21 protein-coding genes are annotated in these 24,751 nt (G+C 60.9%); 9 read left to right on the top strand and 12 right to left on the bottom strand.

Annotated elements, in window-relative coordinates; translation table 11 throughout:
• Positions 1–26: 26 nt before the first annotated feature.
• A complete protein-coding gene (locus ACVWZ7_RS06375) occupies positions 27–530 on the bottom strand; it encodes an Lrp/AsnC family transcriptional regulator (RefSeq protein ID WP_456507328.1) in 504 nt (167 codons plus the stop codon).
• Between the two features lie 93 nt (positions 531–623).
• Between ACVWZ7_RS06375 and hisC the strand changes: the two genes are divergently transcribed.
• Positions 624–1,721: a histidinol-phosphate transaminase gene (hisC, locus tag ACVWZ7_RS06370; protein WP_456507327.1), complete on the top strand. Its 1,098-nt coding sequence runs from the start codon at positions 624–626 to the stop codon at positions 1,719–1,721.
• Between the two features lie 51 nt (positions 1,722–1,772).
• Entirely contained in the window at positions 1,773–3,185 is a 1,413-nt protein-coding gene (locus ACVWZ7_RS06365; RefSeq protein WP_456507326.1) for an amino acid permease, read from the top strand.
• Positions 3,186–3,370: 185 nt separating this feature from the next.
• On the opposite strand, the gene ACVWZ7_RS06360 is transcribed toward ACVWZ7_RS06365, so the two are convergent.
• The 4 genes from ACVWZ7_RS06360 to ACVWZ7_RS06345 all read right to left on the bottom strand — a co-directional run bounded on the left by ACVWZ7_RS06360 (position 3,371) and on the right by ACVWZ7_RS06345 (position 6,723).
• Positions 3,371–3,757 (bottom strand): hypothetical protein, encoded by a 387-nt coding sequence (locus tag ACVWZ7_RS06360; protein ID WP_456507325.1) that lies wholly within the window; start codon positions 3,755–3,757, stop codon positions 3,371–3,373.
• Positions 3,758–3,890: 133 nt separating this feature from the next.
• Positions 3,891–4,217: a hypothetical protein gene (locus ACVWZ7_RS06355; RefSeq protein WP_456507324.1), complete on the bottom strand. Its 327-nt coding sequence runs from the start codon at positions 4,215–4,217 to the stop codon at positions 3,891–3,893.
• An 818-nt stretch (positions 4,218–5,035) separates the two neighbouring features.
• On the bottom strand, positions 5,036–5,719 hold the full coding sequence (locus ACVWZ7_RS06350) for a hypothetical protein (RefSeq protein WP_456507323.1): 684 nt from the start codon (positions 5,717–5,719) through the stop codon (positions 5,036–5,038).
• A 308-nt stretch (positions 5,720–6,027) separates the two neighbouring features.
• On the bottom strand, positions 6,028–6,723 hold the full coding sequence (locus ACVWZ7_RS06345) for a hypothetical protein (RefSeq protein ID WP_456507322.1): 696 nt from the start codon (positions 6,721–6,723) through the stop codon (positions 6,028–6,030).
• A 567-nt stretch (positions 6,724–7,290) separates the two neighbouring features.
• Here ACVWZ7_RS06345 and ACVWZ7_RS06340 point away from each other — a divergent pair.
• Positions 7,291–7,887 carry a hypothetical protein gene (locus ACVWZ7_RS06340; protein ID WP_456507321.1) on the top strand — a complete coding sequence of 199 codons (597 nt, stop codon included), beginning with the start codon at positions 7,291–7,293 and terminating at the stop codon, positions 7,885–7,887.
• A gap of 417 nt (positions 7,888–8,304) precedes the next feature.
• On the opposite strand, the gene ACVWZ7_RS06335 is transcribed toward ACVWZ7_RS06340, so the two are convergent.
• The gene (locus tag ACVWZ7_RS06335) at positions 8,305–9,297 is read right to left on the bottom strand and encodes an HNH endonuclease (RefSeq protein ID WP_456507320.1); all 993 of its coding nucleotides are present in this window, start codon (positions 9,295–9,297) and stop codon (positions 8,305–8,307) included.
• 27 nt (positions 9,298–9,324) lie between these two features.
• Here ACVWZ7_RS06335 and ACVWZ7_RS06330 point away from each other — a divergent pair, with 27 nt between their 5' ends.
• The 3 genes from ACVWZ7_RS06330 (at position 9,325) to ACVWZ7_RS06320 (ending at position 16,312) form a co-directional block, all read left to right on the top strand.
• Positions 9,325–9,630 (top strand): nucleoside triphosphate pyrophosphohydrolase, encoded by a 306-nt coding sequence (locus ACVWZ7_RS06330; RefSeq protein ID WP_456507319.1) that lies wholly within the window; start codon positions 9,325–9,327, stop codon positions 9,628–9,630.
• Between the two features lie 115 nt (positions 9,631–9,745).
• Entirely contained in the window at positions 9,746–12,901 is a 3,156-nt protein-coding gene (locus ACVWZ7_RS06325) for a DUF3427 domain-containing protein (RefSeq protein WP_456507318.1), read from the top strand.
• A gap of 1,155 nt (positions 12,902–14,056) precedes the next feature.
• Positions 14,057–16,312 carry a hypothetical protein gene (locus tag ACVWZ7_RS06320; protein WP_456507317.1) on the top strand — a complete coding sequence of 752 codons (2,256 nt, stop codon included), beginning with the start codon at positions 14,057–14,059 and terminating at the stop codon, positions 16,310–16,312.
• 350 nt (positions 16,313–16,662) lie between these two features.
• On the opposite strand, the gene ACVWZ7_RS06315 is transcribed toward ACVWZ7_RS06320, so the two are convergent.
• Entirely contained in the window at positions 16,663–17,658 is a 996-nt protein-coding gene (locus tag ACVWZ7_RS06315; RefSeq protein WP_456507316.1) for a PGN_0703 family putative restriction endonuclease, read from the bottom strand.
• 294 nt (positions 17,659–17,952) lie between these two features.
• Here ACVWZ7_RS06315 and ACVWZ7_RS06310 point away from each other — a divergent pair, with 294 nt between their 5' ends.
• Both ACVWZ7_RS06310 and ACVWZ7_RS06305 read left to right on the top strand, forming a co-directional pair.
• Entirely contained in the window at positions 17,953–18,708 is a 756-nt protein-coding gene (locus ACVWZ7_RS06310; RefSeq protein ID WP_456507315.1) for an NERD domain-containing protein, read from the top strand.
• A gap of 177 nt (positions 18,709–18,885) precedes the next feature.
• Positions 18,886–21,225: a DNA-methyltransferase gene (locus ACVWZ7_RS06305; RefSeq protein WP_456507314.1), complete on the top strand. Its 2,340-nt coding sequence runs from the start codon at positions 18,886–18,888 to the stop codon at positions 21,223–21,225.
• Here the strand turns inward: ACVWZ7_RS06305 and ACVWZ7_RS06300 are convergent.
• From ACVWZ7_RS06300 to ACVWZ7_RS06290, 3 genes are all read right to left on the bottom strand, one after another.
• A complete protein-coding gene (locus tag ACVWZ7_RS06300; RefSeq protein WP_456507313.1) occupies positions 21,195–21,917 on the bottom strand; it encodes an HNH endonuclease in 723 nt (240 codons plus the stop codon). The two genes, ACVWZ7_RS06305 and ACVWZ7_RS06300, sit on opposite strands and share 31 nt — an antisense overlap.
• Complete coding sequence (locus tag ACVWZ7_RS06295; RefSeq protein ID WP_456509075.1) at positions 21,880–22,113, bottom strand: helix-turn-helix domain-containing protein; 234 nt, start codon at positions 22,111–22,113, stop codon at positions 21,880–21,882. Before ACVWZ7_RS06295 ends, ACVWZ7_RS06300 begins: the two co-directional genes overlap by 38 nt.
• A 69-nt stretch (positions 22,114–22,182) precedes the next feature.
• Positions 22,183–22,674, bottom strand: a complete 492-nt coding sequence (locus ACVWZ7_RS06290; protein ID WP_456507312.1) for a DUF1643 domain-containing protein — start codon at positions 22,672–22,674, stop codon at positions 22,183–22,185.
• Positions 22,675–22,780: 106 nt separating this feature from the next.
• Between ACVWZ7_RS06290 and ACVWZ7_RS06285 the strand changes: the two genes are divergently transcribed.
• Positions 22,781–23,089: a hypothetical protein gene (locus ACVWZ7_RS06285; protein WP_456507311.1), complete on the top strand. Its 309-nt coding sequence runs from the start codon at positions 22,781–22,783 to the stop codon at positions 23,087–23,089.
• A 576-nt stretch (positions 23,090–23,665) separates the two neighbouring features.
• Here the strand turns inward: ACVWZ7_RS06285 and ACVWZ7_RS06280 are convergent.
• Entirely contained in the window at positions 23,666–24,316 is a 651-nt protein-coding gene (locus ACVWZ7_RS06280; RefSeq protein WP_456507310.1) for a helicase associated domain-containing protein, read from the bottom strand.
• Positions 24,317–24,434: 118 nt separating this feature from the next.
• Complete coding sequence (locus ACVWZ7_RS06275; RefSeq protein ID WP_456507309.1) at positions 24,435–24,614, bottom strand: hypothetical protein; 180 nt, start codon at positions 24,612–24,614, stop codon at positions 24,435–24,437.
• Between the last annotated feature and the right edge of the window lie 137 nt (positions 24,615–24,751).

Here is a 24,751-nt window from a genome sequence, read left to right as displayed (position 1 = left end):
CCACTTGTGGCGTGCATCACCCGCCCTTAAGCGGAGGGGCGGGATTTCTGCTCCGAGAGCCGGCGCAGGAGGCCGTCGTAGCGGGGCGGCATGAGTTCGAGAACGGAAATGGCCGTGCTGGTCCGCTGGATCCCCTCGATTTCCAGGATCTGGTTGGTGATGCGGTAGAGATCAGCCGTACTGCGTGCCACCACCTTGGCCATGAGGTCCGCGTCGCCGGTGGTGGCGTGCACCTCGATGACCTCCGGAATGGCGGCGAGCCCGTCTTCGACCGCACCTGTCCGCGTCTGGCTGATGGACAGCGAGAGGAAGGCCATGAGGTCATAGCCAAGCGCGGCGGGATCCAGCCTCCGGCTGAAGGAGCGGAGGGCGCCGCTGCGCTCGAGCCGTGACAGCCGGGCATGGACCGTGTTCCGTGCGACGCCGAGCGTCCGCGAGAGTGCCAGGGCGCTGGCTTCGGGATCCTTGTCGAGGGCCAGGATGATCCTGCCGTCGAGGGAATCCAGGGTGCGGGGGTTCGGGATGGTCATATTTTCACCACAGACGCTAGAAGATGAGCAAAAGTCCCAATGGGTTGAGCGTATCTTGCATTGTGGGCGGGGTCACAACCATGATCGGTCCTTATGACCCGTGATCAGCTCCTAACCGCACCGGACACCGTGCTCCCCACCCTTCGTGGCGCGGTGGCTGGTCTCCCGCCCTACGTCCCGGGCCGGCGCAGCGCCGGCGTGGACATTGCAGCCCTCGCCAGCAACGAAAGCCACTACGAGCCGCTGCCCGCTGCCGCTGCTGCGGTGGCCGCAGCGGCCGGTACGATGAACCGCTACCCCGACAGTGCCGCCGTCGAACTCCGTGAACGGATTGCCCGCCACTTCGGCGTCACCGCCGGAGAGGTCGCTGTGGGACCCGGCAGCGTGGGCGTCCTCCAGCAGATCATCACCGGACTGTGCGATGCCGGGGATGAAGTGATCTTCGCGTGGCGCTCCTTCGAGGCTTACCCCATCCTGGTTGAGCTGGCGGGCGCCCGGCCGGTCCGTATCCCGCTGGACGGCGCTGAGGGCTACGACCTTGATGCCATGGCCGCGGCCGTCACTGCCCGCACGAAGGTCATCCTGCTCTGCACCCCCAACAATCCCACCGGCGTGCCCATCAGCCACGAAAGCGTCGAGGCCTTCCTGCAAGCCGTCCGCTCCGACATCCTCGTGGTGATCGACGAGGCTTACGTGGAATACGCCGAAGCGGGCAGCGGTCCCGATTCACTGGCGCTCTACCGCCAGTACCCGAACGTCTGCGTCCTGCGCACCTTCTCGAAGGCGTACGGACTCGCCGGCCTGCGCGTGGGATACGCCGTGTCCGCGCCGGACATCGCTGAGGGACTGCGCCGGACCGCCCTTCCCTTCTCCGTGAGCGCGCTGGCCCAGAAGGCGGCCATCGCGTCGCTTGACGCCGGGGACGAGATGGAAGCCCGGGTGGCCGCGGTCAGGCAGGAGCGCACCCGGATGGCCGCGCAGCTGGAAGCCCAGGGCTGGAAGCTGCAGCCGAGCCAGGGCAACTTCCTGTGGATCCGCACGGACGACTCCCTCCAAGCGAGGCTGGTGGAAGCGTTTGACCGCGCGGGCATCATGGTCCGGGCCTACCAAGGGGACGGTGTGCGGATCACCGTTGCCGGCCCCGCCTCCAACGATCGCGTGCTCCGGGTCTTGGAAGCCCACGCAGCCTAGGAACTTTCTGATTCTTACCAATCCGTTCCACCGACAACCAGAGGAACCCTCATGGAACAACAGACAATGACGTCTGCCCGCCCACTTGGCGCCGCACTTAAACCCCGCCAGCTCACCATGATGGGGCTCGGTAGCGCCATCGGCGCGGGCCTCTTTATTGGCTCCGGCGCCGGCATCCAGGCCGCGGGTCCGGCCGTGCTGATCTCCTACCTTGTGGCCGGCACCCTCATCATCCTGGTGATGTGGGCGCTCGGCGAGATGGCCGCCGCCAATCCGGACAGCGGTGCCTTCTCCGTCTATACCGCCAAGGCCTATGGTCCGGTGGCCGGTGCCACGGTGGGCTGGCTGTGGTGGCTGCAGCTCGTGGTGGTCATCGCGGCCGAAGCGCTGGGTGCGGCAGGCCTGCTGGCCACCATCTTCCCGGCCCTTCCGGTGTGGCTGATGGCCTTCGTGTTCATCGTGGTGCTCACCGCCGTGAACCTCACCAGTGTGAAGAACTTTGGCGAGTTCGAGTTCTGGTTCGCCCTGCTCAAGGTGGCAGCAATCGTCGGGTTCCTCCTGGTGGGAGCTGCTCTGCTCTTCGGCTGGCTGCCGGGCGTCCCGTCGCCGGGCCTGGCCAACTTCACCGGAGCCGGCTTCGCACCCAGCGGTTTTGCCGGGATTGCCACGGCACTCTTCGTGGTGGCATTCGCGTTCGGCGGCACCGAGATCGTCACCGTGGCGGCAGCTGAAACCGCGGAACCGGCTCGCAGTGTGAAGAAGGCAGTCCGGACGGTGCTGTGGCGCATCCTCATCTTCTACATCGGTGCAATCTTCGTTATCGCGGCTGTTGTTCCGGTAGGTTCGGCGGGGCTGAAGAGCCCGTTCGCCGCGGTGCTGGACGCCGCCGGCATGCCCGGCGCGGCCACCGCCATCACCCTGGTAGCCGTGGCAGCACTGCTCTCCGCCCTCAACGCTAACCTCTACGGTGCATCGCGGATGGCGTACTCCCTCGCGGAGCGGGGTGAGGCACCACGTCTGCTTGCCTCGGTGTCCAAAGCGCGTGTCCCGGTTGTCGCAGTCCTGGCCAGCGTCGCTTTCGGCGTTGTCACGGTTGTGCTGGAGCTGGCCTTCCCCGAGAAGGTCCTTCCCGTCCTTCTGAACATTGTGGGTTCGACGTGCCTGCTGGTGTGGACGTCCGCGCTCCTCGCCCAGCTCGCACTGCGCCTCCGCGCCGACCGCGAGGGGATGGAGCTTCCCCTGCGGATGCCCGGCTTCCCGTGGCTCACGTGCTTTGGCTTGGTCATCCTCGCAGCGATCTTCACCGTGGGCTTCATCGGCGAGGATTCCCGTCCCCAGCTCCTGAGCACGTTCGGACTCGTGGCGCTTCTGGCGGTGGCGAACTGGGTGAACCACCGGAACGGCAAGGTTGCGCCGGTTGTGGAATCTGCGGATAGTGCCAAGCAGCCGGTGCTCGTCGACTGAATCAGGTGCCTGAACCGCTTCTCGGCTCAGGGCATCTGAAGGGCGCGTCCGGTCTGGCCGGGCGCGCCCTTCGTCATGGATGCCGGTCAGCCAAGCTCGGCGACAGGCGACGGGCGGCCGCGCCGGCTGCTCCCGGTGTCGTTCTCCGTGAGTCGGGATTTCCGTGTCGGCTCTCCGACGCGAGACTAGTGAGCCGGTCCCGGCATGGACTCCTCAGCCAGCCGAGACGACAGTCCGGTCGGAATTGTGCCGAGCTCGCGTTCCCGCCAGGCGATCCGGATTCGGGCAACGGCCGTTGGTGGTCTCGTCAGGGCTCTCGAGGCGTGGGCGCTGTAAGTCTTGGTTAGCCCGGAAGCAGCGGCGCCCTCGGCGTTCTGGGCCGAGCGCACTGCCCTCTTGAGTCCGCGGTTGACCACGACGGAAGCGACCAGGAGCGTCACGGACATCGCAGAAATGGTGAGGATAATGCCCAGCCCCAGTTCCGCCCTGCCGTAGTAGCTAAGTATTGAGGCAAGCCCAGCGATGGCAATGTAACCGGCAGCATAAAGGATGTTGTGGAGGACCTTGATCACGTGATCACGTGATCACGTGATCACGTGGTCATTATGAACTGCTGGGATCTTCCGCTGGGGGCAAGCGGAGCCCGACGCGCTGTCATGAAGCCGGATGAGGCTGCCAGACACGATTGGATTGGCATCCTTGTTTCTATTCGATGATGCGGTTGCCGCCGTTGGCGGCTTCGATATGCACTGGATGACCAGGCACTACCAGCTCAGACATCAGGGCGCAGCCAAGACCCAGCCGGCCCGACCTGCCGTTGCCGGGGTGCCATGAAGCGGTCCGTTTTTCGCCTCTGATGAAGACTGTCACCGCTCCCGGAATAGACGGGAAGGCGTACTTCGAGCCTGCCGGAATTCGAAGATAGGAACGATTTCGGTCTTTTGGCGTAAGCGACTGCGATGGGACGATCACGTTGCCTGCAGGCGCCTCGAGGGCAGTTCTAGTCGGTTTGGGTGCGTTGACTGATGCCATGACAGGCGCTCTGACTGGCGAAACAGGAGGTGGATTTCTTGTAGTTGTCCGTGGCACTTTGTAGCGGTCTAGACCGTGGGCCTTATTGCCGTATCCCGGAATCAGGACGTTGGCGAATGGGCCAACGCGATTCCTGTCCGGGAGGTTGGCCCGTGTAGTTGGCGACAGCTGGTGTGCGAACTGATTGATGAGCGCAATTTCGGCGGCGTCGACATCGGAGCACCGTGCATAGTGCACTGTCAGCTCGGGAAGGATGGTCAGCATCTTGAGCCACCAGCCGCCTGCATGGGGTCCCGTGGCACCAAGCTTGGTCGAGTAGTAGGCACTCGTCCTGGCTGACAGCGACGTTACGGCTTTGCCGACATATAGAATCGGCTCGTCGGGCAACCAGAACCCCTGAAGCCGGCTCCTGAAGGAATCAAGCGTTGGGGCCTTACCGTCGACCTCGAGGAATGGGCAGACGTTCGTCAGCTCATAAAACGCCCTAGTGCTCAGGGGCAGCTCTGTAACTGCGCTATGGGAAGCGCAAGGTTCGCACGTCATTGAAATGGCGTAGACCCCAGGCTTGTCAAGGGGAATCCGATGTCGCCACTTAGCAGCTCCCGCCCATTCCAAGCCACACTTGTCGAAGAGCGCACCTACAGAACTCGTCATTGAGAAAGCCTAAGCCGTCCGGCCTGTGGGTTTGCTTGCGTAATGTCGACGGCGGGTGCCCGGCATCTGGCTGCTTCGTTCTACACAAGGAAACCCCGCCAGAACTCTTAGCTGGCGGGGTTTCCTGGGGTTCCAAGTGGTCGTGGTGGGGCGAATGCGACTCGCTACTTAACCACGGCTGCAGTTGCGACGGACGTTCTGGAGTAGGTCGTGTATCCACTCTTGGACCCCGTCACCTTGACGGTCAGAGTTTTCGCGGCGTCCGTTGCGCTGAGTTTGTAGGTAGCAGCGTTGGCGCCGGAGATCGCAACGCCGGATCGGTACCACTGGTACCGGAGCGTGACTGGTGCTGGTCCCCAAACGCCGGAGTTAGCGGTGAGGGTGGACCCCACCTTCGCGGTCCCGGTCACGGTTGGCGTGGCCCTGACCAGTGATCCCTTGACGACCCCAGCCGTGGCGGCGGAGGTCCGGGAGAACGTAGTGAAGCCCGTCTTGGACCCGGTGACCTTGACGGTGAGGATTGCCCCCAGATCCTCCGGCACGGGGACGTATGTGGCGGAGGTTGCGCCCGTGATCGCGACGCTGGACCGGTACCACTGATACCGGAGCGCAACCGGGGCGGGACCCCATACTCCGGGGACGGCCGTGAGGGTGGTCCCGACGGCGGGAACGCCCGAGATCGTGGGGGTGGACCTTGTCAGCGAACCCTTAGCTACGGCCGCCGTCGGCGCGGACGTCTGCGAGACAGTGCTGTAGCCGGTGAGGGACCCGGTCACTTTGACGCTGAGGGTGGCCGCAACGTCAGCGGCGGTGGGGGTGTAAGTGACCGCACTTGCGCCGGGAGGCACATGCCCAAGAAGACTAAGAAGCCAACACTTATCCGCCCCGAGCTCATTGAACGCCTGGCCGAGATCCTCCGTGACCGCGGACTGGATATTCGCCGCTGGTCCGCCGACTACCGCGACAACGGCAAGTTCCAGGAGGGGCGGGCCTTACTCGGAGAGCGAGCACCAGTCAGACGAGGGAGGGGTCATGGTCCGGCGGAGATGCTTGTGCCGAGGCGAGGCCGACATCGCTAATGGTCGTCGGACCGCGCGACGGGTCAGGCATGCCTGCTTCCGAAGCTGGCTTCAGGCGCAGGCACTCCCAGGGCGAGTTACATGGGGCCGCCGGCGAATACCTTGCATGAAGCAGGCGTCCCGGCAGTGAGGATATGCGCCTCAACCGCGACCTTGCCGGAAGGCGGCACGAGTTGGGGAAACTCCGAGCCCCCGCCGATGATCGTGTTGGCGGCGTTGTAGCAAATTACCCCCAGGCGCGGATTCTTGACCGGCTGATCGGTGGGGTTGGACAGTTCGAAATTGGCTGTCGAACCGCCGTACTGGCCGGCCACGACCTTGACGGGAGTGGTCGGCATCTCAGGGAACGGCTCAGTCGAAAGGGCACGCTGGTCCTCGATCAGCAGCGTGGCTTCCACCGTGGCGATCTTGACGTTGGGGGGCACGCTGATCTGGGTTCCCACTGCGAGGTCCTGGCCAGCCCGGCTGAAGGCTTCGACCTGGCTCGCGGACTTCACCAGGGCGCCGTTTGCGTCCTTGGCGTTGAACTGGACCGTAACGAACTGGCCGACTTTGTCCGAGTCGTTGTGGACCAGTGAGGTGACCCAGACATATTCGCCATCCTGTCCGAAGCCACTCGACACGAGTGATCCGGCCGCTTTCGTCGGGGTGGGGGATGCGCTGCCGGATCCGACCGTCCCGGTTGCCTGTTCGACAACGGCCTTTTCACCCGCGCAACCGGACATGAGCAATGCGATAGCGACGACGGAAGCCGCGAGAACCTTGGGCCTCATTATTATTCCTGCCTTCTTTGTGTTGTGCGACGTAGGATTCCGGCTACCTACAGTCGTTGGGCAGGGTCCTATCTTCTGCACGGATCCTATGTCACAAAGGGTCGAGCCCCTGGTTCTGACACGGCCGACCTGTCGCAGCGACACGAGAAGCAGAAGCAGATGGCGGTCGCTGCGGGTTAATGTCCGGCTTGTCCAGCGTGCCAGCAACGCGGGCAGAGCCCGTGCCAATGAACTGGCCATCGGGGACGTCCTCGAAGCCGTGGATGTCCGCTGGTGGTCCCACACCGCGTACCGCGTGGTCTACATAGTCGCTGCGATCGAGACCAGGGAGGGCGGCAAGCTCACGATCCGTTTCACCTCTGAGAACGACTGCGACCGAGTCCTCACCGTTCCGCCCGGCCGCCGCTTCCTCCCTGCCATAAGGGATTAGTGTCCGTCTACTCGCTCGTCGCAACGTTTCCGACTTGGCGCCGTGCATGCGATAGGTTCTGCAATGACCGTTCCAGGTGTACCTCTGGTGATGCCTTGGAGCTTTGAAGGCATTCCCTGCTCGACCGTCGGAGAACCTTGAAGAAGTCCCTTGCATGTCTGGCCGTTGCTACCGCCCTCGTAGTCATCGTCGGTGTCGGTGCCAGCGGCTGCTCGCAGCCGGCGGGCACCGTGGCTCCCGCGGCATCGAACGGCTCCGCTCAGCCTGCGGCCCAATCCGCGACACCGATCACGCCGGCCCCGACCGCGGCTGGCGCCAAGGCCGCGCTGGACGCGTTTTTCGCTCAGGTAAAGATCGACAGCGGCCCGTACTTGTCTAGGTCCGAAGCTACGGGCGGGGCCGCTGCCGATTATGCTACCAAGAAGGCAGTGTTCAGGGACGTGTTCCAGAAGTCCCTGGCGTTCATGGATCCATCCATGCCCGAGCAGGCCGCCCAGGACCTCGTCGTGGCTTACGCGACCTGGTTCATCATCGACCCGAAGGCAACGATCGCAACGGACGAAACGGCGTTCAAGCTGGGCGGTGACACGGCCAGCGTTCTGGGCACCAGCTTTAGGTGGAATGCGTTGGGTATGTCCCTGCCGAAGGCAACTGAAGACGGCCAGACCCACACGGTGACGCTCAAAGCCACGGACGGAAAGTGGCTGATCAGCGGATACGCCCTCGCCCCCTGACCTGCGCCATGCCGGACTGGCGATGAGCCCAGGGCCCAGGCCGTGTCAGGGGCGCTGGATACCTCCAATCCGGGCGACCGCTGCGCCATGCCAAGACGGGCCCAAACCGCCGATAAGCTGTGCGTGACCTGAACGAACTATGGGGGAATGATGTCCCGAATTGAAGAAGCAGATCGCCAGGATCGGGCGCGCCATTGAGGGCCGCCCTCGCTTACGGCGGCAGGTATTCGACAATGGCCGCTCCGGATAGCGCAGCGACCTCCACAATGCAGTGTGGTTCCCACTAGAAGGTAGCCACCCAGCCAACGGAATCACCGAGCAACTCCTGACAGGTTACAGTGCCGCCCGGTTTTCACCGCACCGACGTATTTCAGTGCCAGAGGATTTCCGCGCTCGCGCTCGCGCCCACGGCCAGGGCTATAAGACCGTTGCCAAGAATCGGTACCAGGCCCCGGGTTTCCGCTGGATACCCCTGAGCGCCAGGGACAACTCGAGTGTTCGGCGAAGCGGGTGAGGGGAAAGCATAATCGCCTCGTTTCGTTGCCCGAGCCTGCGAACCTCGTCAATGGTCGGAGGACGGTTGCTCTTCCGGCTGTTGCATACGGCATGCGCCGGTGAAAGGTTCCATAGCGAGTCGAGGTCCAGCCCGGGATCCGCGGTGAGATTTCCCCGATTCATCAGTGAAAAGGGGAAGACATGATCAATGGCGACCCGATCACTTTCCGTGATCGGGTCATGGCAGATGAGGCATCGACCGTATTGGAACCCTAGAACAGCAGGTCTAAGCCCTGCCACCGATCTTCGGCGTCGCCTGTCCACTAGCCCTTCAAGATCAAGGTTTACTCCAAAGCCTTCTGAAATCAGACTTCGACCCACGCCGCTTTCGAATGACGTCTCTACGATTCGCCAGCGTGCATCAAGCTCTGAGTCCAGGTTGCTGAGGTCATCGGACTCAGCGATCGCCATGAGTTCGGGAGTAAATTCCACGGTGCCGTTCGGACCACTTCCTCTGAGGTTGTAGAAACGATGCGGCGTTTCAATGCCTCCCCGTAGGTTGTGAAATTTTCGCATCACCATCCCCGGCATGGAACGAACGGCGGCTTCAACGAGCGGTTCCGAGGGTGTGCCCGTTTGAAGAGTATCGTCCGCATACTGGCCTACTATCGAAAGAAAGTCCTGCCCGGCCAAATCGCCGACTTCGCGAGCCTGTGGCGCTTCTGAGGAGTGTTGAACGATGACCCGCGAGTAGCCTTCCGCTAACTCACGTAGAGTCACAAAAGCACGTCCGGCCCGGGCGTGTTCAAGGAGCGCGGATGCGAGAGCGAACTTGTAGGTACGAGTGTTGGCCCCCATCAAAATTGCTAGGCGCCAAGACGTTGTTGCTGTCGGATGCGCCGAATAGAACTCCACTGTCAAAGTATCGGAAGGAGAGGAATTATGGGCAAATTGGTTAGGGACCGCATACCGGATATTATGCGGGCGGAGGGTCTTGAACCCGAAACACGCGTACTTGGAGAGGGCGAGTACCTGCTCAGTCTCTTCGAAAAGCTCATGGAAGAATCTCACGAGCTCCAGGAGGCAACTCCTTCACGGCGTTTGGAGGAGGCAGCCGACGTATGGGAAGTACTAACAACGCTGGTTGATGTGCTCGGTCTTTCTATTCGCGACGTAGAAATTCAAGCACATGAGAAGCGAATACAACGTGGCGGCTTTGACGAACGAATATGGCTCGAGGCCCGCTAGCGATTGCAAGACGCGGGGAGTTTGCGTGACTTGGGACATCAGTTACATCGCGTGTCCGTCTAGGCAGCACGGAGACTGCGCATGTATTGTCGGCGAATACTAGTACTCTGGCGCAGTGACTGATTTCATTGGGGGAGGGGTAGCCGAAGAGCTGCCCGAGGGTTTGTACGAGCTTCTCAGGACGGACGCGCTTGGCGATCTGCTGAACCGCGGGTTATCTCTGCAACCAATTTTCGCGGACATTGAAGACGACGATACCCCCGACATCCTCTCCCGCCACGTCGCCAACGCCGTCCGCCAAGCCCTGGCAGCAGCCAAACCCACGGAACGCGTGGCCCTCGCAAACAAGCTCCTGCAAGAGCTACAGCACGGCGACCGCATCGCACCGGGCCCCACCCAGCTCCAGTCGCTTCACCGACCGGACACGCTCAAGCGACGCAATCTGCGCCGCCCCGCCACCAAGCTGAGCGACTCCGCGCTGCTAACCAACAGCAAGGACGATCCGAACCTCGCCGCGGAGCTCCGCACCGAGATCGAGTCCGCCAACACCGTGGACCTCCTCTGCGCCTTCGTCCGCTGGACCGGTCTCCGCCTGCTCCATCCGGCGCTTGAGGAGCTCAGAGAGCGCGGCGCCACACTCCGCGTCATCACCACCACCTACATGGGGGCTACGGAACGCCGCGCCATCGACGAGCTTGTAACCCGCTATGGGGCCGAGGTGAAGATCAGCTATGAAACCCAGGCCACGCGGCTGCACGCCAAGGCCTGGCTGTTCCGCCGCAACTCGGGATTCAACACCGCCTACGTCGGCAGCTCCAACCTCAGCCAAGCGGCCCTCCTCGACGGCCTCGAATGGAACGTCCGGCTCAGCTCCGTCGGCACGCCCGCACTCCTGAACAAGTTCGAGGTCACCTTCGACAGCTACTGGGCGCAGCGTGCGTTCCAAAGCTACGATCCGGACCGCGACGGCGAAAAATTGGACGCCGCCCTGGAACTCAACGGCGGCCGGCGGACGGCTATCCCGGGGGCAGCCACTGGACTCGAGGTCCAGCCGTTCCTCCACCAGGAGGAGATGCTTGAGGACCTTGAGGCCGAGCGGCTCAAGGGTTTCGATCACAACCTCGTGGTCGCAGCGACAGGTACCGGGAAGACCGTCATCGCAGCCCTGGACTACAAACGCCTGTGTGAGGCGGCCGGCCGTGATCTGAAGCTGCTCTTTGTCGCCCACCGCCAGGAAATCCTCAAACAAGCCCTGCGCACCTACCGCGACGTCATGCAGGACGGCGCCTTCGGCGAGCTCTACGTCGGGGAACACAAACCCGGGCAGTGGAAGCACATCTTCGCCTCCGTCCAGTCGCTGTCCTCCCTCGGCATCCAACAGCTGGAGCCGGACTTTTTCGACGTCGTCGTCATCGATGAATTCCACCACGCCATGGCGCCCACTTACCGGCGGCTGCTGGATCACCTGCAGCCGCAGCAGCTTCTCGGACTGACGGCGACGCCGGAACGCGGCGACGGCGTCGACGTCGCCAAACAGTTCTTCGACGGTCGCACCGCCAGCGAACTGCGCCTCTGGGACGCCCTGGACGCCGATCTGCTGGTGCCATTCCATTACTTCGGGGTCTCAGACGACGTTGACCTGAGCCAGCTGGAATGGAAGCGCGGCAACTACGACACCACACAGCTGAACAACCTCTATACCGGCAACGACGCCCGCGCCGCCAAGGTGATCCGCGAACTCCGAGACAAGGTCACCAGCACGGACCAGATGCGGGCCATCGGTTTCTGTGTCTCGGTCCAGCATGCCCACTACATGGCCGAGGTGTTCAACCGTGCCGGCATCGCCTCCGTAGCAGTCGACGGGAGCACCGACGGCGCCGTCCGTGCGGCAGCGCTGGAGCGGCTCCGCTCACGGGAGATCAACTGCATCTTCGCCGTCGACCTCTTCAACGAAGGTCTGGACCTGCCGCAGGTGGACACCATCCTCTTGCTCCGGCCCACACAGAGCGCCACGATTTTCCTCCAGCAGCTGGGACGAGGGCTGCGCCGGGCCGAGGGCAAGGCCGTGCTGACCGTCATGGACTTCATCGGCCAGCAGCACCGTGAGTTCCGCTTCGATCTTCGCTACCGGGCGCTCACGGGCTACGGGCGCAAGGAACTGGAAAAGGCTGTTGAGGACGAGTTTCCCTACCTTCCGTCGGGCTCCCAGATCGTCCTGGACCGTGTAGCGCAACAGGTGGTGCTGGACAACATCAAGGCGCAGCTGCGGTTCAACCGGGCGCAGCTGGTCCGGGACATCGCCTCCTACGCGGAGACCGAGCTGGCGGCCTATCTGGAGCGGTCCGGAAACGACGTGAAGTCGATCTATCGCTCGACCAAGGATTCGTGGACGGGCTACCTCCGCAAGGCTAAGTTGGTCGAAGGGTTCTCTCCGGTGGAGGCGGTCCTCAGCGGGACGATTCAGGACCCCTCTGACGCCGACGAGGAAAAGCTGCTCGGTCGGATGTCCGCGTTGATCCATGTGGATGACCCGGAGCGCGCGGAAGCCTATTCGATGCTGGTCGGTGCTGACGCTCCCCGCTATGCGGACCTCGGCATTCGGGACCAGACGTTTGCCCGGATGCTGTTCTACACGCTGTGGGACGACGGCGGCGGGTTCCAGTCGTACGATTCCGGCCTGGACTATCTGCGCGGCTACCAGTTTGTCTGCAGCGAGATCCGCCAGCTCGTGAAGCTCGGCGTGGCCGCGTCCAAGCATGCTGCCAAGGGCCTCGGAGCGGGGCTCCAACATGTTCCCCTGCTGTCGCACGCGACGTACCGTCGCGAAGAGATCCTGGCGGCTCTGCAGTATGGTTCGCTGGAGCTCGGCAAGAACGTGCAGCATCGGGAGGGAGTGGCCTGGTGTTCGGCAACGTCCACGGACGCCTTCTTCGTAACGCTCAACAAGGACGACAAGAAGCACTCCGCCACGACCATGTACAAGGACTATGCCATCAGCCCGGAGCTGTTCCACTGGGAATCGCAGAACGCCACCTCGCCCAGAAGCCCGACAGGCAGGCGCTACCTGGAACGTGTCGCGCACGGTTCGAAGATCCTGATCTTCACCCGGGATACCTCGGAGGACGAGACCGGTCTGACCGTTCCTTACACGTGCCTCGGTCAGGTTGATTATGTACAGCACTCGGGGGAGAGACCGATTGCGATCACGTGGAGGCTGCACCGTCCAATGCCGGCAGATGTGTTCGCGACAGCAGCTGCAGTGGCACAATAAGCGCCAATAAATTTGATGGAAATATCTAGATGCTTGCTAAAGCATGAGCACATAAACAGGAAATCATGAATCTGAATGATGGGCGGCCATTGCTCAGCTTGTAACCGCAGGAGCGGTCGTCTTCGCGTACTGTAATTAGTAGGAGGCAACACGCATCGTCATCGCGATTTCGAAATCTTTACGTTCAAAAGCTGCTGGCAGTTATTGGACCGCATGTCCGCCAGAATGTACAGGCCCGCACGTCTTAATTGCTTTCGGGGTTGAGTAAGCGCAAAGGGGTGTAACCTCTTTCGAGGCGATCGACGGGATTGACACACCAGATTAGGTATCGGGTGTCGCCGCGTAGCCATCGGTTCTGGGCCAGAACTTGTGGATCTTTTCACCCGTTGATTCGTCCTCTTCGTGACGGAGAAAGTACGTCCGATCTGGGTAGTTGTCGTGGAGAGACCTCCAGGGCGCTGTCAGTCGCTGCTGGCCATCTAAGAGGTGTTCGTGGACACGCTCAGAAGGAGCAGGGGCGCTCTCCCGAGCCCGAGATATGAACTGATCGGTGTCCCAAACTTCGAGGATGAGCGTGGCCCCTGCGGGAATGCCGCAGGACTGTCTCCATGAGACCTGCGATTTCGCTATGACTCCAAGCCCAATGTCGCTGGAAACGGGACAATCGGAGTTGGCCTGTTCCGACTCTTGTGAACCAGTCGGCGAGCGATGGGTTACGGGCATCCATGCGAGTTTCCCCATTTTCTTCTGGTGTGTTGACAAGAGCCTATCTAGCGAAGCCCCCGCGCGCGGTGAATCGCCCTGACCGTCTTACCCCGTGTTCTTCGCTTTCCAGCATTGACACCTGGGCCTCATGATGTTTGGCGGCTTCGGCCCCCGGCTTGTTGAGACCGTAGGCCGAGAGAATGGGCAACGTTGCAATCAGGACGTGTGCCGGCCTTTGGGCGTGAGTCCAGCCGACCGCCAGGGGAGGTTTCGGCAGTGACGACTCCAGAGGCGCAGTACGGGCTCAGTAGGTGGTGGCGGGATGGATGCAGAAGACTTTAGCGGTTGTTCCCTCGTTGTTCCGAATGACGTTGACACGACTCATTTGGACATGACATGGTAACGGAACCAGTTACTGCGGAACACCACAGGAACAACAAGGGGCGCATTTTGAAGATCTACACGGCAAGCAAGAGTCGGAGCAAGGGAAGGGAATTCTGGGCAGTCATATTCCGGCACCCAGGAAGAATTGACCCGAATACCAACGAACTCGGGCGCCGCGTCCGGCGGGGCCTGGGGACACCCAACGAATACGAAGCTGACCGACTGGTTGAGCAACTCAACGAGCTGCTTGCGAGTCAACCCATGTGGGGACCGGCGGCTCGTTCGATTGCAGCGATGAAGTACGACGAGCGGGTTGTCGAGATCTTCTATGACGGTCTGGAATCGACACGGACCGATTTCTCCGGCATCCGAGACTCGATACTTCGGCTTCCGACACTTGATGAGGGATATCCTCGCGTCCTGTTGCTCGGCACCACGGGTGCCGGAAAGACAACGGTAGTCCGCCAGCTTCTAGGAACGGACCCCAGCACAGAGCGATTCCCGTCCACTTCCACCGCAAAGACAACAATCGCGGAAACCGAGCTCATCATTGGTGGCTCTTCAGAGTTCAGTGCTGTGGTCACGTTTTCTACTCACGATGAGATCGTGGATTCCCTGTCTGAGAATGTGGTCGAGGCTGCAATTGCTGTGTTCAACGGCAAGAGCGACGAAGAAGTACAACGAAAACTTCTCGATCACCTGAACCAGAGGCACCGCTTTAGCTATATCCTTGGTCGCGGCGTGGCCGCTACAGGTGTTGAAGATGACGACTACGACGACGATGAAGATGAGCCTTCAGACGTAGTCGACGATTCGGTCTTTGATGGCATCGACATGGCCGCAACCGCCGTCGTGCTGCGGGAATGCACCGACAAGTTGAAATCAATCGTTGGGAAGCGAACCGAGTACGTGAGAGCTCAGCTCGAGCCAAGCTCCGATGATGAACGAACTATCACTGAGCTGATTGAGGATGAAATCCAGAACCAGCTGCACGAGGCGCCTGAGTTTCATCAGATCGTGGACAAGCTCATGGACGAGATGGAACTCCGGTTCGATCATCTGGACGCCCATCAACTGAAACGCAATCGGCAGGGCTGGCCCGTGAGCTGGCATTGGTCGACAGGTGACCGCGCATCCTTCATTAAGACCATCATGCGCTTCTCCAGCAACCAGGCCTCCCTATTCGGAACTTTGCTCACGCCGCTCGTGAACGGTATTAGGGTCGCGGGTCCCTTCAAACCCACCTGGACGACGGACACACCAACGCTCGTCTTGATTGACGGTGAAGGGCTTGGGCATACTCCGGGCTCTGCGTCGACGCTATCCACTTCTGTGGCCAAGCAAGTTGAATCGGTGGACGCGGTTGTGTTGGTTGACAATGCACAACAGCCGATGCAGGCGGCGCCACTGGCGGCGATGAAATCGTTGGCCGTCTCCGGAAACGCCAAGAAACTGCACTTACTTTTCACACACTTCGACCTGGTCAAGGGTCAGAATATGCCTTCGTTTACGCAGAAGGAAGAGCACGTCTTGGCGTCAGCAGAGAATGTACTTAGCTCGCTCGGAAACGAGCTAGGCCCCGTCGGGGAGCGGGCGCTGCGAAAACGACTGGAAACTGCGCGTTACTTCGTGGGCAATATCCACGAGCGACTCGATGGCGAAAAGAAGTCGCAGAAGCGAACGCGTGCCCAGCTAGACGCGCTGCTCCTTTCGATTCAGCAAGGAACCCCGGTCCTTGCAACAGGCTTGGGAAAACCGATCTACGACCGCATGCATTTGTCGATAGCGGTTTCTGAAGCGGCCCAGGCGTTCCATCGCAAGTGGCGAGCTCTCCTGGGTCTAAAAGCGCAGGCCGAAAACCCAAAAGAACCGTGGCAGCGGATCAAGGCGCTAACAAGACGTCTCGCTTCCGGCATGGACGATCACTATGACACGCTGATGCCGGTTGCCGACCTTAGGAATCAGCTGCAGACGCAAGTCTTTGTCATGCTGCAGCGACCGGTGTCTTGGGTGAGCTCCGAGCCAAGCGAGGATGAAAAGCAGGCCGTAATCGAGAATGCCAGCAATGCGGTGACCAAGCGACTCTTTGCACTGACTGAGAGAAGACTTGTTACGGATGTCCAGCCCGCTTGGAGTGATGCGTACTTGCTCAGCGGAGCTGGATCGACATTTGAGCGCGCACGCCGCATCGCCAATGATGTTTACGATCGCGCCGTACCTGTCCCCACTGCAGCGGCAACACTTGATCAGAATAAATTCCTGACGGAGATCGCGGATCTACTTACGGAAGTTTCCGAAGAAGTCGGTTTCGAATTCCGCTGAGTCTTCGGAGCTGAGGGAACCCTTTTCGCTGGAGGCCGGAAGACCCCGTGGACCTTGATGCTTCGGCGGTTGACATGGCGCAGTAGGACGATCCGCCCCCTACTGCGCCATCGGAGCTTGGACCGTAGCGGGCAGGGGCGGGTCATCTTTAGGGACCTTGCCGAACCCTAACTGCAGCCCGACTGCACGGGATCGCCATCTCATTCCAGCGAATGCTGGGCGGTCTGGGCCCCATGAGGAGGGCTCATCCGGCCGACGTGTTGTTCAGGACCTGTGTAGAAGCAGCCTGGCCTGGGCGGAAGGACGAGTACCTAAGGCCACCTACTTCGGGCGGACGCCTTCTGCATGCTTCAGCTCGACCGGGGGTGTGGCTTCTGCCCACAGAGATCCCACCAAGACTGGCTTGCAGAAAGGTTTACATATCGTTCGCGCAAAGAACTGAGCGTTTCCGAACTGACGGCGTTGACGCTCCCGGCTGTGTCGAGATATTCGCCCCACGTGGCGGTTCTGGCGGTGCCGTCGATAGCTGCGCATCGGGCGTATGCAGTTGTTGCACGCACACCGTTTTGATCGCTGTCGTGCAGCAGCGTGAGGACTATGGCTTGTACATTCCGCCGATGGGTGCGCTGGACTGATTGTGCCAACGCATGGCAGCGAGCGAGTTGCCGTGTTTGGTTGTCCTTTAGTGCGTCCTCAAGACTATGCCAGAGCCCCGACTCCTCTTGGATCGCCAAGTAAAGAGAACCGTGCATTGCAGTCGTCTTGCGGGTGGAGAACCGGTCGGCCAGCTTAGTCTCGACTGCGACCACTTGCGTTCCACCGCCAGTCGTTCGAAACTCAAGGAGCACATCCAGCAGCGTTCGATCGCCCAGAAAATGCGGCTTGCCTACGGCTGAGTATTCAAAGTGATAGTCGGCGAGAAGATCTAGGTCCTCGCGACCGGTCAAGATGCCAAAGAGGTTGGCGCACTCGACAGGCCGAGCAACGGCATCCGCGAGCATATTGAAAGTCAGGGTTTGGCTCGAAGTCATGTACTTGGTGCACCGCACCGGATCCACGCCCCAGCCCTGAAGCCGCCTGCCCTGGTACTCCAATAACGCGCGAGAACTGACGAAATTCTTGAACGCCTCCGCGTCAGGATCGGCCAGGACGCTGCCACAGCCAGCTCCGCTGCCCGCGAGCGATCCGTAGTCAGGGAGGCCGAGTACTGCCCAACGATACCAGGCCTGATGAAACCGGATGCGCTTGAGCAGTCCTGAATCGGATTGCGGCAGCGGCCCGATCACGGAGCGCACATCGTCCTTGGTTTTTGGAGATCGAAGGTGCAGGGCTGGCGCCAGTGTCACAGAGTTTTGTTCCTTCAGCCAAGGGTTTAAGAGATATCGATTCCGCTAGAGTGCAGACTCCACTGAGCACAATATGGGAGCGGGGCGGCGAAAGCGGCATCGAAGGGTGCCCACCGAAAGATGGGCACCCTGAGCACCGCGGCGTTGCGCAGTCTCTGCTTTAATTGTCTGTGGCTCGATCCCGTATACACCGAATCGGGCGAGGCGTATAGAACCAGGCAGTAGGATCGATAGGCAGCGTCATAGGCTGGCAGGTAGAGCTGCAGCGGCCGGACGCCGAATTTCACAGGGGGAATGTTGACTGAAGATCGCTGGGTTGAAGTCAGCCCGTCGCAGTTTCCCCATGAGATCGAGGGACTGCGCTACCTTAAGTCGAAGCTGCCTGCCACCACGCCCTTCCGAGCCTGGACGAACTTCGAGTTTCTCGACAGCCAAGGGCGATGGCACGAAGTTGACGCTTTGGTGCTGGCACGCGGAAGCCTTCACCTGATCGAACTGAAGAACTACTCCGGCAGGCTGTACGGAAATAACACTAAGTGGTTGCGCGATGGCCGGCGGGCTGAGGAATCCCCGCTACTGCTGGGACGGCGCAAAGCTCAGCGATTCAGCTCCAGACTCAAGGACGAGCTGCGCTCCTGGGTTCGCGAGAAGCAGGTCGCCACTGGAGACGAGCGCAAGATCATTCCCTTCGTCCAGGAGTCCGTCTTCCTGCATCACCCGGGTATTGTTAGTGAGATGAGCGGCACCGCTGCTTCGCACCTGTTCGGGCTCGATGAACGCGAAAACGAGTCAAATCTCCCAGGAATCAGCGAACTCATACTTGAGGAGCCCCGCGCTGACCGCGCGATCGGTCAGAACCAGGAAGTCATCCTGGCCGAACTGATGGCTCGAATCGGACTTGTCCAACGCCGTGAACGCACCGCGGGCTCGTGGATCATCGAGGATCACTCCACCAGTCACTGGACTAGAGGTGCAGTTGGCCTAGATGGTCGCCGAAACCGAGGAGAGACGGCTGCGTTTCTGCGCTCCGTCTGCTTATCGGCCCCGTGAGTAGCCCTGTGGTCCTGATAGCATCGATCGGCGGCCCGACTGTCTTCCTATTCGCAACAGCGACCAGTTCAGCGGCTGACCGCTAGCAAGTCGGAACGTGGCGCTATGAACCTTCCATCGCGTTGCCATCAGACAACCTGGGCGTGAGCCCGAACAACTATGAGCAAGGAGCGACCGTTGCCGGATATCACCAACGTTGACACTCTCGAGATGTCCTTGGCGTACCTCACCGGGATCGGTTGCCGGCTCGATCCCCTCCTGCACGATCGTCTTCAGGCCCTCTTCACGAGCCTGGGTCCCTCTCTTAAGAACCAAAACGAAGTTGAGGCGACCTTTTACGCGCGGATCAATGAGAAGCTGGATCTGAACAAGGGAACTCGTAGTCAGCTCTACGGGGACCTCTCGAAGAAGGGGTACACCTTCAATTTTCCCTCTAAGAAGCTGATCAATCAGGCAATCGATCGTAACGCTCCGGAGCTGCTCCACCATCGGCTAGTGGCTCTGAAGGTCCCCGAGTCACTAGCTGCAGACGTCTGCAGCCGACTGTTACCGGCTGACACTGCCGCAACCAAGACCGCAATCATTGGGGAGACGACCAAACCTTCCAAACTTCGGAGCAATAGCGCGCGGATGGTGGCCGAGGAGGTCTTCCATTCCTGCCTTGGTGCTCTCGTCTGGTCTCTGTGGGATGAGGAGGTTCTTTACCAGCATTTCGGAGGCGGTGGGCGCGGCACCACTGCCGCTCAATACCTCGAATTTCTCCAGGATCTGCACCCTCAATTGTTCAATCGGGACCGCAATTTGGCACTGAGGTTTGTATCCCCGTCGCCGAGTGAGGACCGCGAGAGTCGCCGTCTGGACGCTTCTCGCTGGATGCGCGATGCATATTATGGACTCGGAAACCATGGTTTCGTGGCGCTGGTAGTCGACGCCGAACACGCCCCGGCCGCCGCTTGGCAGTACATCAACGACGCCACGCTCTACGGCGAACGCTTTATCGAGACTCCCCTGAAGCAGATGTTTTTCCGGTCAAAGGAGGTAGAAGCTGAAACCCTCGGACACATCGAGGGTGAGATCGACACTAAGGCTGCTCGGTTCGATTTGCTCAGTGAAGGGTTCACTTATCGTGACGTATTCGTTTTGACCGGTAATGAGGGGACCGTGGTCCGGTTAGTACTTGTCATGCAGAAGAACGAACGCGACGAAACTCGAATTCCCTGCCCTGCTTGTCGAGGTGAGGAAATCGAAGGCAATTCTTACCCATCATTCGGCGTGCGTAGCTGGGAGTGCCGGAACCCCCTCTGCCCGGGACGAAGTATCTACAATCGTGGTTACCGGTTCCAGTTCCGCAGTAGTGTGCAGCAAGCAGCGATTGAGGACCCTCGCAACCTGATCGATGCTGAGAGCATTTCGCGCTGGCGGCGTGATGTCCTGCCCTTCGTGTCCGACAACGAGATCCTGTCAACCCTGGTCAAGCACTATTCCCTTAACGGCGACGGGGTAAGCGTCGAAGGCACATACCAGTCCGAGCGGGCCATGGACGCACTGGGACGTCGACAGGCTGCGCCTTTGCCGTCCTCGGACAGCCCGGTGGGCTTCTGGGACGGCCCTTACTTCGCCCGCTTTGAAGAAGCACCTAAAGCGCAGTCCGACAGGGAGGATTGCGTTCCCCAAGAGGGGCGCATGTGTCCCCCGCACCGTGAGGTCGTGCGAGGAGATTCCCAACTCGTCCTAGCCAGTAAGGAACCTCGATGGGTTAGTCGGGCCATCACCTCTCCGCCCTACTTCAACGCTCGCGAGTACTCGCAGTGGCCAAACTTCTACACCTACTTGTTCGACATGCGCCAGAACGCAAAAGAGGTTTTCCGCGCTCTCAAACCCGGTGGACTCTACGTCTTTAACGTCTTCGACTACTTTGATAACGAGCGCACCGTCAATTTTTCTCTGATGGGGAAGAAGCGGTTGACCTTGGGGGCTCACATTGCCGCGGAGTTCGAGCGCCTGGGGTTCGAGTTGCTCGCAGTCGTGCCCTGGGACAAAGGCGAGATTCAAGGCAAACGCGGATTTAACGGCGGCAACGACTCTCCGTACTATCAGTCCCCCTTCAACTGCTGGGAGCATATACTCGTCTTCCGCAAGCCCGGCGCTGCAACCGAGGACTCCTTCAGGCTCGGGCTGCCCATGGAAAAAATGGAGCGGGTTCTGGCGGCGCAACCCGTCTTCAAGATGGTCCGCGGGGTGAATTCCTACGGGCACACCGCTCCGTTTCCGACCGCCCTGCCCGACTACTTCCTGGATGGCCTGGGCACTGAGGATACAGTGCTCGACCCCTACGCCGGCAGTGCGACCACGGGAGTCGCCTGCCGGCGTAAAGGGATCGGCTACTTCATGATCGAGCGTGACCCCGTCTATGCGGCTCTGGCTCAGAGGAAGCTCGCAGAGGCAGACTCAACACTCTTCGACACGGGCAAATATGGGCAACTCGATCAGAAGATACTGTCGGGAGCGATTTCGTAAAGCCCTTCCTGCTGGAGCCAATGGGCCATGGCCCACGCCTCGTGAAACCGGACATTTGCCATTGTCATTCCGTAAGCCCGGCACAGCCGCTCGTACTCCTGGTATGTATACGGTTTCTTGACAAAGAGAAGCCACATGAGAGCTGCCTCTGCCGTTAGGAATGTCATACCGCCGCGTTTATGGGAAGGGCGTCGGATGACGTTACAGCGGCGGCATCGCAGAGTCATGTTGCCCAGGTAGTCGGCATTGTCGCCAAGCTCCTCGCGCGGAATAACGTGATCTGCTTGGAGGTCCAGCCTCGTGCCGCAATCGGCGCAGCGTCCACTCTGAGCATTGTGCCACTCGTATACGGCCTGCATGGTCTTGCGAGGCGGGTAGTGTGCCTGGAAAGTCTTTTTTGAAGCGATGCTAGTCCCGACCTGAGATGGATTAAGTTGCCCCAGAACGAGGGCTGCCACTTCTTTCATCGTCACGATTTTTTGGTCGATTAGCCATTCCAGCAAACCCGCCCAGTCGTCCTCGGACCAATCTCTATCGACGTTCGGCCAATTGGCGGCAAATTCAGCTTCGACTTCTTCATCAAAGGAAGGGTCAATGAATCTGTTCTCCGGAGCATCCTCCTGAAACTCGTGCTCACCACCGAGCTCCGGTCCCTCAGCTGTCCGACACTTCTCCGGCGTGTTTTCCCTCATGTCCTACTCTCTTCTGGTCGGTCGCCAGGAGAAGTCGGTCAAGAGGGAGTTGGAGGGCCTCCGCTATTCTCTCCAGATTATCGATGCCCACATTTCTTCTAGAACGTTCAATGTCCGAGATGTAAGTCCGATGGAGACCGCTGATCTCCGCCAAATCCTCTTGCGATATTCGCAACTCATCTCGTCGCGATCTCATATTTTGAGCAAGCATGCCCCTGGCGCTTTTATGCACCTAAGTACATTCCAGGAGAGATGTGACTCGCGTCTACAGACTATGAGTCACATCGGCGAGAGTGACGGATTCAAGTAGGGCTAGAGGGAAGGGGGTGCCTGGATGCTGGCGGAAAGTGTGACGCTGCCACCGGGAAGGGTGTCGAGGAGTACCCCCGACCGTCCATGCAGTTATGACACGGGTCCTCAGCTGTCCTTGCAGCCATTCAAGCTGCTGCCGGCGGTGCCGGCGCGCCGCGCCCAAGGGTTCAACCAAGCCATAGGCCAGTAGGACGTCGGTGGCTACCTCGAAACCTGCCATTAATTGCTCCCGCGCCTCACCCCAAGGTCCCCAATGGGCTGCAACGTTCGTAAGCTCTCCGGTGCGGTAGGTGGGAGCCGCACACAGGTTCCCAATTAACACATCGTTGATACCCATCAGTTCAGCGAGCAGGTTCACGCGGTTTAGGGTCCTGGTCCCGGTCGTCGTTGGAGGGTTGGAGCAAATTGCCAGCAAAGTGCGTCGGTCCGATGAAGTGTTGTCCATTGAGTACCAGCTTAGATGCGACGAAGCGACCAGGCAGTTCGCTATTCAGGGGTGGGGTGCCGCAGTGGACATCATCCGAGCGTCGGAAGCCGGTAGGATTGCTTTCGTGAATGACGAACTGGGACTCTTTGATATGCCCACAGAGAAAGCCCCGGAATCTTTCCGTGACCTTCCCATCCGGCCGCAACAGGTGCAGCAGATCCGGGATGCGTTCGAGAGGGCGGGCGTCAGGGAGCAAGAGGCTCGAAAGGCCCTCATCAACTCCGTCATTATCCGCGACGTGGCATCTCTACGTGAGCTTCATGCAGTCGAGGTGCGCCGAGTACTCCTGGCAATCGAACAACGGACCAGACCAAAGGTCGTAGGATCGGCCTGGGACACGCGTGAAGAGGATACCTGGATCGACAAGCTCTGACAACGTAGAGAGCCGGCTCCTGCTCCTGGCTGTATCCGTTTCCGCCTAAGCACGCCGGGATTTTGGACGACGTAGTTCCAGCTATACACGGGGACGACTTGACAGTGATACTGGCCTGTATCGACGGCCGATGTTCGCATTCTTCGGCGGCGACCTCGATGGCAACATCAAAAGGCCATTCCCCGCCGGCCGCGGGCTGACTCGATGAGCCCTGGCCCTGGGATACCTTGCCCAACGTTTGGATGAGCTGTTCGGCCTAAACTACAGCGCAAACTGCCGATTTGCCGGTCGCGTGGATCAGCACGCTGCGGGGAAAGGTTGCACACCAGTGCAGACAGCGCCACAAGTGCGGAGGGCTCCACCCGCCCCCAGGGAGCACAACACAACCCGGCAGAACGCACGGCAATGGCCTCATATCCGGCCGGGGCCCGGAGCGGGGTCATGAGAGAGCCTCCGGGAGTCTGAGGCTCAAGGGCGGGGTCCCCGGATTGCCACGCGGGGACGGAAAGCCTCAACATGTGTACAGGCCGGCAGAAGATAGCGGGGTTGCGCGCCGGCATGGCAGTGAACCTGCATTTATGGCCGGGCCCGGCGGCCGCGAGTCCTTCCCGTCTGCCACCCGGGAACGACGTCGTCCAGGAGCCTGACTTTTTCAGAATCGAGGTCGCCGCGGCGGTGTGTGTACCGCTGGGTGTGGATCCACACTCCCAGGGTCTGTTCCTGCGCTGAGGCGAAGTGGTGATGGCGGGGCCAGTCGTTGCCCTCGGCGCGGAAGCCCGCTAGCTGGGCGAGCCGGTCATGCCACCGGGATTCATCCTCAACTGCTCGGGGGTTGCTCTCCCACTGAGGAGTCCGCGCGAGGCCGTCACGGTACGCCCGGTTGAGGGCGCCTTCGGCTGCTTCGCGTCGGCGGGCGGAGAGCCACCGAGCCATTGACCGCTCACTCTTGCTTTCCGATCGGTCACGGGGGAGTCGGCCCTCGGCCGAGATCCAGGCGATGATCTCCTCCATGCGGGCAAGGTCCGTGGGGGAGGGGGCGGGTTTGACGCCGGCGGCTGCCTGGTGAGCGGCCGCGAGGCCCGGGTCTTGGCCCCGGGCTACAACAAGGTGATAACCGACGGTTGCCGGCTCAGCACGCACCAAGTCAGCGATGCGTTTCCGGCTCAGTCCGAGCCGGTACATCAACACCCATTCCGCGTCCGGAGCGCGCCGCAACCGCCTGTCCATGATGGAGCCTATCCTGCCACGATGCCTGCCATCGGCCCAGCAGGCAAAGGCGCCCCTAACAGGGCGAAACAGTAGAACCGCACTCACGAGTTTCTTGCCCAGCTGTTGACCGTTGACGTTAGCCGCTCAGGGACGTCGACACCCCGCCTACGTTGTCGTTACGGGCCCAACGTTCGTATACCGCCTTCCCGCGCCCGGCAATCAGCCACTTGAGTCGGGTCGGGGCGTGATCGGCCTCGCGGATGCCGTCCTCGACGGTGACGGCGTCGGCGCCCAGAACTACGCGGTCAAGGCTCATCCGCTCCAGGGCCGCCTCGGCCAGCGGACCGACGAAGGCTTTGTCTCGGGCTCCGCAGCCGGCCGGCCAGGTAGTCCGCCTCGATGCCCCCAACTCGGCCAGTTCCTGCATCGTTTTGATGCCGGCGTTGTCACGGA

The sequence above is a fragment of the Arthrobacter sp. TE12232 genome (assembly GCF_054062615.1).
This window is presented reverse-complemented; position numbering and strand designations above follow the sequence as displayed.